Raw genomic sequence first — 7,706 nt, forward strand, 5'->3', positions numbered from 1 at the left:
CGTACCCATCCCGAACACGACCGTTAAGCCCTCCAGCGCCGATGGTACTTGGACCGAAGGGTCCTGGGAGAGTAGGACGTTGCCAAGCACGCAAGACCACTGTTGAGTAATCGACAGTGGTCTTTTTGTTGTATTTATTTACTTAAAGGGTGGGTACGATTTAAATTTTGTTTGACAGACTACAGTGTTTAACCCATAATACAATTCATATTAAACGTATATGAATTGTAGGGGGAACGGAGTATGTCATATTTTAATTTATCTTTTAAGAAGCCGATTCTGTTTGGGGCAATATCAATCTTGCTATTGATGGTAATCGCAGGTTGCTCCGGATCTACTAATAAGGCTGATTCCAATAAGGAAGCTCCTGCAAATGCGAGTGCAGCAACTCAGAGTCCTCAAGCGTCAGAGCCGGCAGTAGGAGGAACCTTCGTCTATGGTCGGCCTGCTTCTGTAACCTCGCTGGATTTGCATAACCAAATTACGTCCAACAATGCTTTTGCTATCGACAAAGTATTTGAATCGTTAGTAGCTTTTGACGGCAAGGGCCAAATTGTAGATTGGCTTGCGAAGTCACACCGTATTAGCGAGGATGGATTGACGTATACTTTTGCACTTCGCGATGGTCTGAAGTTTTCAAATGGTACGGATGTGACTGCGGAAGATGCCGTATTCTCCCTTGAGCGCCACTTGAAGGTTGGCGGCCCACTGGCAATATCCGCAAAGGTAGATGCAATCAAAGCGCAGGATAACAAAACGCTTGTTATTACGCTTAAAGAGCCTTATACACCATTTATCTCAGAGCTATCTAATTTCTCAAATGGCATCCTGCCTAACAATTTTGGTGGAGTTTCCGAAGAAGAATTCTTTAAGAAACCCATCGGAACGGGACCTTTTGTCGTTGAAACATGGGATACTGCGGGTGATCTGACCTTCACTAAGAATAAATTCTACTGGCAAGAAGGTAAACCCTATATTGATAAGCTCGTTTATAAGTTGATTGAGGACGATAGCCAAGCGATCAACCAGCTGAAGGCTGGGGAAGTTAATGCTATTGAATCTTTAGCGCTGCAAAATGCCAATGAGATCAAAGATGGAGCTGACACTAAAGTAATTACTAACGGCAGTTGGGTGACAGAGCAATTGTTCTTTAATACGCTGGATGAACATTTCTCGGATGTGCATGTTCGCCGCGCTCTGGCTCTGGCACTTGATCGTGAAGGCTTGACCAAAGCATTAACCTTTGGTTATGCACAAACAGCAAACTCATTACTGCCAACAACGATTCCGTATAACTCCAATGATACAATCAAGGCTCTGAACTTCAATGTTGAGGCAGCCAAGGAGGAGCTTGCTAAATCTGCCTTCCCTAATGGATTCACTACCAAATTACTTGTAGCCTCCGGCAATAGTACAAGAGCACAAGAAGCACAAATTATCCAGGCAGCAGGTCAAACAATCGGGATTAAGATTGAGATTGAATCGATTGAGCTTGCTACTTTCCGTGAACGTTTCTTTGCATATGATTTCGCCGCAATGCTCAATAGCGGTCAAGCAGACTCCCCTGAAGCGAACTCGATTATTGCTTTTCAAACTGATCCGGAAGGCTTCAGCAAATCATATTGGACGCATTATACGAATGATGAAGTAACGAAACTACTATATGAGGGCCAAAAAACAGCGGATGGCGATGCTCGCGCGCAAATCTATACTAAGCTGCTGCAGACACTTGCTGATGAAGTGCCGTATATTCCGCTTTATTATCCAGATGTTTTGCAAGGTATTCGTTCTTCAGTCGATGGCCTTGTTGTTTTACCTAACGGTAGCGCCCGTTTTGAAGATGTCCGCATCAGCCAATGACGAATCTTAAGCAGGCGTTAAATCAGCCTAGAGGAAGCAAGGACTCGTATAACTGGCTTGTGATATCTCTTATAAAAGCGCTGGCAGTGATCTGCTGCGTAATGATAGCAGTCTTTTTCATCATCCGAATTGTGCCTGGAGATCCAGCTAAAATGATATTGGGAGAATACAGTACCCCTGAGGCGCTCAAGAGTATGCATCATACTCTTGGGCTGGACCTCCCTTTATGGGAGCAGTTCATGCGATTTCTGAAGACGCTATTTACTCAGGGGGATACTGGAAACTCCATTGTTATGGGGACATCAACAAGAGAGTTGATTATGCAGCGGGCCCCTGTCACTTTGTTGCTCATAGTAATGGCATGTGTGTTGGCGATTTTCGTATCACTTCTGTTCGCTACAGTAGCAGCTACGCATAAGGATAAACTGCTGGATCATTTAATACGTATTTTTCCTACAATAACTTTGGGTATGCCAATCTTCTGGGTTGGCTTACTTTTAATTTTGCTCTTTAGTGTCCGGCTTGGCTGGTTTCCCGTTGGGGGAGTAAGTGAAGGGTGGATTGGAGCCTTGCACAGTCTTGCACTTCCGGCAATCACCGTTGCTTTCTCACAGATTCCTACATTGGTCCGTTCGTTAAGAGCACAGATGCTTGAAGTGTTAGAATCGGATTTTGTAGTCACACTTAAGGCTGCCGGAATACCAAGCAGGGTTATTTTATTTAAACATGTGCTTCGCAATTCGGCTCTTCCAACACTGATGCTGATGGGTGTGAATATTTCTTATCTAATCGGCGGCACATTGGTCGTTGAACAGGTGTTTGGAATAAAGGGAATTGGCAGCTTGTTGTTCACTTCAATTTCGAAACGGGACTTTCCGGTTATTCAAGGAATAGCACTTTACTGTGCGCTAGCTGTTGTGATCATCAGTCTCTTGATTGAAATCATTTCTTGGTGGCTTGATCCCAGAACGAAGGGAAAACAATGAAAACGATAAGACTAGAACCACGATTGTATGAGGGTGGCAAGATGACTAGTGGCTTAAAACGAATATGGAATACCCCTTCACTTCTAGTGGGAATGATTATGTTTGCAGCTCTTATTCTCTTGACTGTGTTCATACCGTATATAAGTCCCTATGATCCCTCCGAGCAAAATTTGAGCGCCTTTCTGCAGCCTCCGTCGGCTGAACACTGGCTAGGAACCGATCAGCTGGGACGTGATCTGTTTACTAGATTGATTTATGCAGCGAGGACTGATTTAAAAATCATGGTCTTGGCAGAAATCATTCCCTTTTGCATAGGTGTGTTCCTAGGAATGCTGGCGGGATATTACGGCAAATGGATTGATACAGTTATTACTCTGCTGTCGGATACGTTGATCGCATTTCCTTTTTATCTAATCGTCATTATCGTTGCTTTTGCCAGTGGAGCAGGAGAACGAGGCATTTATATTACGTTTATCCTTGTAGGTTGGATTGTTTTTGCCCGTGTGGTGAGAGGTCTTAGCGCATCTTTTCGCAATCAGGAATGGGTGGCATCCGCTCAAACGTTAGGGCTACCCGGAGTAAACATTATTTTGCGTCATCTGCTGCCCAATGTGCTTCCGCAAGCCGTGGTCGTTCTTATGACAGACATGATTGGATTGCTTGTTGCCATTGTTACACTGGGGTATCTTGGGATCGGTATTACACCGCCAACTCCAGACTGGGGGACTATGATCTCGGATGGACAGCCCTTCATCACTACAGCTTGGTGGCTCTCAGCTGTCCCAGGATTTGCAGTGGTGTATACCGGAATAGCTTTGTCGCTCCTAGGTGATGGTTTGGCAGACATATGGAGGAAAAAATGATGTCTATACAACCCATTTTAGAAATAAACGCACTATCACTGGCAGCGAAGTCAAAAGAGAGATTAGTCAACAATGTTAGCTTTTCGCTGGGCAAAGGGGAGAGTCTAGGATTAGTAGGTGAGTCGGGTTCAGGAAAATCGCTTACGCTGCGTGCAATTCTGGGACTACTTCCAAATGGTGTTGAACAGACAGGTGGCACCATTAAGAGTGACGTAAGCAGTGCGATGGTGTTTCAAGACCCAAGAGGTGCGCTTGATCCACTCTGTATGGTTGTCAATCAGCTGGCTGAAGTCGTGTATTACAGACAGAGAGTAAGCCGAAAGGCTTCGCGAATGATTGCGCTGGAGCTACTCGAAAGGCTGGGTCTCCCTGATTCTTTAAAGAACAAGGATCGATATCCGAGTCAGCTGTCAGGCGGTCAGTGTCAACGGGTAGTCATCGCTTTGGCACTGGCGTGCAAGCCAGGTATTCTTCTCTGTGATGAGCCGACAACGGCGCTGGATGTCACGGTTCAACGACAAATTATTGAAACGATCACGAACCTCCAGCAGGAGTTGGGATTTGCCATGGTTTTTGTAACGCATAATCTCGCGATTGCAGCCAACTTGTGCTCACGCCTATGTGTAATGAAACAAGGGCAGATTGTTGAGCATGGCGCTACCCTTGATATTTTGCAAAATCCATCCGACCCTTACACACAGATGCTGATTGATTCGGTGCTTCCTTTGCCAGAGCTTGAAGGGGGTAGAGACTCATGGAACTAGCCTTGCAAATAAAAGATTTAACTGTTCACTATGGCGGATTTACTGCACTGGATTGTATCCATCTGAATCTTGAGCAGCACACCACTCTTGGACTTGTTGGAGAATCTGGCTCAGGGAAATCTACGCTGGCGCGAGTAATTGCTGGGTTGATTGCCCCGCATGAGGGGAAGATCCTATTAGGTACCCAAGAGTTAAAAAAGAAAAGAAGCCGTGAGCAGCGTAAAATAATTCAGATGATCTTCCAAAATCCTGATGCATCTCTGAATCCAAAGCATTCGATTAGGCAAATTCTTTCAGAGCCCTTATTGTTTCATAAAATTGTGGGACGTACGGGCGTTGAGCAAAGATGTAAAGAGCTTTTGAGCCAGGTTCAATTGGAGCAAAAGGCTTTAGATAAATTCCCGTACGAATTTTCTGGTGGTCAGCGGCAACGGATAGCGATCGCTCGCGCATTAAGCGTTGAACCAAATATCCTGATCGCCGATGAACCTACAAGCGCGCTGGATGTATCTGTGCAGCTTAATGTGCTCGAACTGTTCAATACGCTGAAAGCTGAGCTTAATCTCACCATGCTTTTTATTTCCCATGATCTAGGAGTTATCAATGCAATTAGCGATACAGTAGCAGTTATGCGGCAAGGAAAGATCGTGGAGCAGAGTCCGAAGGGTCAATTCTTCATCCGGCCTAAACATGAATATAGTTACGAGCTGTTGTCGGCGGTTCCTAAAATGCCAAAATCAAGTACATCAGGAGGTTTCTTATGAGCCCAGAACATAATGTACATGTGCCACTTTCAGTGGATGAGTACAATAAGCTTACACAATTGATTTCTACAATCTTGTTTACTGAGCATCCACCAGTTATCATCCCTGCTGAGGCAATTCTGGGGATTGAGGCAGTGGCTGCAGGAATAGCCGCGCCTGGTCGAACCATTGTAAATATAGTAACAGGTCCCTATGGAAGTCTATTTGGAAAATGGCTTGAACGGGGAGGAACAACGGTTATTGAAGTAAAGGTTCCTTTTGATGAAGTGGTCACTGGCGACCAAGTTGCTTCCGCAATTAAAGAGTTTAGCCCTTGTGCCCTTTCCTTTGTTCAGGCTGAAGTGGTTACAGGTGGATCTAATCCGGCTAAAGAAATATTTAAGATTGCAAAGGAGTTCAATCTCATTACTGTGACGGACTCGGTTTCTGCGGTTGGGGGAGAGGCGTTACTGGTCGATGAATGGGGAGTTGATTTTGCTGTGATAGGCGCGCAAAAAGCTTTGGCTGGACCTAACGGCGTTAGCGCCGTCAGTATTTCGCCACGTGGCTGGGAATTTCTTGAGTCTAATAAAAATGCACCGCGTAACTCCATTCTGTCCTTGCTGGATCTCAGACCTTCGCTGGATGGCACCGCGCCACTACGAGTTGCTCCAAATATTCCGACATTAGAGGCTAGAGCTTTGATCCTGGCCTTGACACGAATTGAAGAAGAGGGATTGGAGCAAATCATTCAGCGTCATGAAAGAGCTGCAGCTGCTACGTTAGCTGGTATAGAATCCTTGGGACTTGAGCCTTGGCAAAAGGACAGCAGACATTATTCTACACTGACTACAACGGTTCGGATTGCTGGAAAGCAAGATTTGCAGATCGAAAAGCCCATAGGCATTGTGGCTCCAGGAGACGGAGAATTATTCGGCCATCTTTTGCGGATCAATCATTTTGGAACAAATGCTGCTCGGAAAAGTGTGGAGGAAGCCATATCAACGCTTGCTGAGTTGTTGAAACAAGTCCCTGATCAGGCATTACAGGCTGTTCGGCTGGCTTGGGGGGAATGAAGATGATCCATAAGCATCCAGAGCTGCATACATTCAAGGATATTCATATAGCAGGCATCGAAGGTAAACGTTTTGATGTTGTGATCAAGGATGGCTATTTTTCATCTATTACTGAAGCGGAGCCGCAACAAAATAATTCAACTCCTACAGGCACAGAGCTATGGATAAGTCCTGGTATTATTGATCTTCATACGCATCTAGCTTGGACAGACTTTGACCATGCAGATCAATTGAAGCGCGACTCCCAGCAGATCGAAGCCATGCAGGCGCAAGCGTTTGAGGCTACTCTTAGGACAGGTGTAACGACTGTGCGGGACGCAGGCGGAATTGCGCCCAGCACAGTACAGCATCTTGTTCAGCAGTATCAGCAGCCTTTAAGAGTGCATACCAGCAGCGATATGCTTGGAGCAGCAGATGCCCGTGGACTTAAGCATTTGGAACAACGGATGGCGCAAATCTTTGCTACAGGAGCGGGCTGGATAAAAATCATGGCCACAGGCGGTCTTGGGGCACCCACCGAGAAAGTCGTAGATCCGATCTTTTCCAAAGAAGAGTTCGCATTCATTGTTCGTAATGCACATGCCCACGATAAAAAGGTGCTCGTTCACACCTGGGGAGGAGTGACGATAGATTGGTCCATCCAATCCGGAGTGGAATCTATAGAGCACGGGATATTTCTGACTGAGGATCAGGCAGGAAGACTTGCTAATTCGGAGGTAGCTTTTGTACCTACTACATCCATCTATCGCATTGCTGCAGATCAGAAAGGTGTTCTAGCGTTGAACCCGATCATTTGCGAAAGAGCTGCCCGCGCTGCTGAATCGCATTCTAAAGCCATTATTTATGCAAAAAGAGAAGGCGTTCGTATTGGATTCGGTACAGATTATGCTACACCTTCATTACATGGTTATAACCTTCAAGAGCTGGATACGTTGATTGATTATGGCTTAACTCGCAGAGAAGCGTGGCAGTCTGCTACTAAGAGCGCTGCAGACATTCTAGGGAGCGGTAACGAGCTGGGGCAGATTGCAGAAGGGTTTATTGCAGATGCTGTTGTTTTCAATGTCGATCCGTACCAGGCGCATAATGCAGAGGTACTTCGAAACAGTATCGTTTCCGTAATTACTGGAGCGAAGGAAGCGGAATTAATTTAGATTCGTCTAAGCTATCTTCTAAAACAACTGATATCTTTTGCAGTTGTTTTTCTTTTATATTATAGAATGTATACAAGGCAACAGTATATAAAGGCAGAGTCTATTCATTAATACTTGATTTATAGTTTTTAAACCTTTGTAAAAAAAGTGTTGCAATGAATCTCTATACATGATATATTCTAAGTCCGGCCAAGAAATACACATGCCGAGCTCGAAAAAGAAGTTAAAAAAGAGCTTGACATTAAATAGCCGAACATGAT

General features: G+C 45.1%; 7 protein-coding genes and 1 rRNA gene. All 8 read left to right on the top strand.

Annotation, left to right across the window (positions count from 1 at the left end):
- A 5S ribosomal RNA gene (gene rrf / locus L1028_RS30565) occupies positions 1-88 on the top strand; the annotation flags it as partial.
- Between the two features lie 155 nt (positions 89-243).
- Positions 244-1,860, top strand: coding sequence for an ABC transporter substrate-binding protein (locus L1028_RS30570; RefSeq protein ID WP_234541909.1), 1,617 nt, complete (start codon positions 244-246; stop codon positions 1,858-1,860).
- On the top strand, positions 1,857-2,846 hold the full coding sequence (locus L1028_RS30575; RefSeq protein WP_234541910.1) for an ABC transporter permease: 990 nt from the start codon (positions 1,857-1,859) through the stop codon (positions 2,844-2,846). The genes L1028_RS30570 and L1028_RS30575 overlap by 4 nt, the downstream gene beginning before the upstream one ends.
- On the top strand, positions 2,843-3,709 hold the full coding sequence (locus L1028_RS30580; protein ID WP_234541911.1) for an ABC transporter permease: 867 nt from the start codon (positions 2,843-2,845) through the stop codon (positions 3,707-3,709). Before L1028_RS30575 ends, L1028_RS30580 begins: the two co-directional genes overlap by 4 nt.
- The gene (locus tag L1028_RS30585) at positions 3,706-4,473 is read left to right on the top strand and encodes an ABC transporter ATP-binding protein (protein ID WP_234541912.1); all 768 of its coding nucleotides are present in this window, start codon (positions 3,706-3,708) and stop codon (positions 4,471-4,473) included. Before L1028_RS30580 ends, L1028_RS30585 begins: the two co-directional genes overlap by 4 nt.
- Positions 4,464-5,237, top strand: a complete 774-nt coding sequence (locus tag L1028_RS30590) for an ABC transporter ATP-binding protein (RefSeq protein ID WP_234541913.1) — start codon at positions 4,464-4,466, stop codon at positions 5,235-5,237. The genes L1028_RS30585 and L1028_RS30590 overlap by 10 nt, the downstream gene beginning before the upstream one ends.
- Entirely contained in the window at positions 5,234-6,292 is a 1,059-nt protein-coding gene (locus tag L1028_RS30595) for a pyridoxal-phosphate-dependent aminotransferase family protein (protein WP_234541915.1), read from the top strand. Before L1028_RS30590 ends, L1028_RS30595 begins: the two co-directional genes overlap by 4 nt.
- Before the next feature lie 2 nt (positions 6,293-6,294).
- Entirely contained in the window at positions 6,295-7,446 is a 1,152-nt protein-coding gene (locus tag L1028_RS30600; RefSeq protein ID WP_234541916.1) for an amidohydrolase family protein, read from the top strand.
- The last annotated feature ends 260 nt before the right edge of the window (positions 7,447-7,706 follow it).

The organism is Paenibacillus pseudetheri, from assembly GCF_924513355.1.
GTDB lineage: Bacteria > Bacillota > Bacilli > Paenibacillales > Paenibacillaceae > Paenibacillus_AQ > Paenibacillus_AQ pseudetheri.

Bases quoted from the DNA above. Each gene is read 5' to 3' on its own strand.
- L1028_RS30570 (WP_234541909.1), top strand. From the start codon at position 244: ATGTCATATTTTAATTTATCTTTTAAGAAGCCGATTCTGTTTGGGGCA.
- L1028_RS30575 (WP_234541910.1), top strand. From the start codon at position 1,857: ATGACGAATCTTAAGCAGGCGTTAAATCAGCCTAGAGGAAGCAAGGAC.
- L1028_RS30580 (WP_234541911.1), top strand. From the start codon at position 2,843: ATGAAAACGATAAGACTAGAACCACGATTGTATGAGGGTGGCAAGATG.
- L1028_RS30585 (WP_234541912.1), top strand. From the start codon at position 3,706: ATGATGTCTATACAACCCATTTTAGAAATAAACGCACTATCACTGGCA.
- L1028_RS30590 (WP_234541913.1), top strand. From the start codon at position 4,464: ATGGAACTAGCCTTGCAAATAAAAGATTTAACTGTTCACTATGGCGGA.
- L1028_RS30595 (WP_234541915.1), top strand. From the start codon at position 5,234: ATGAGCCCAGAACATAATGTACATGTGCCACTTTCAGTGGATGAGTAC.
- L1028_RS30600 (WP_234541916.1), top strand. From the start codon at position 6,295: ATGATCCATAAGCATCCAGAGCTGCATACATTCAAGGATATTCATATA.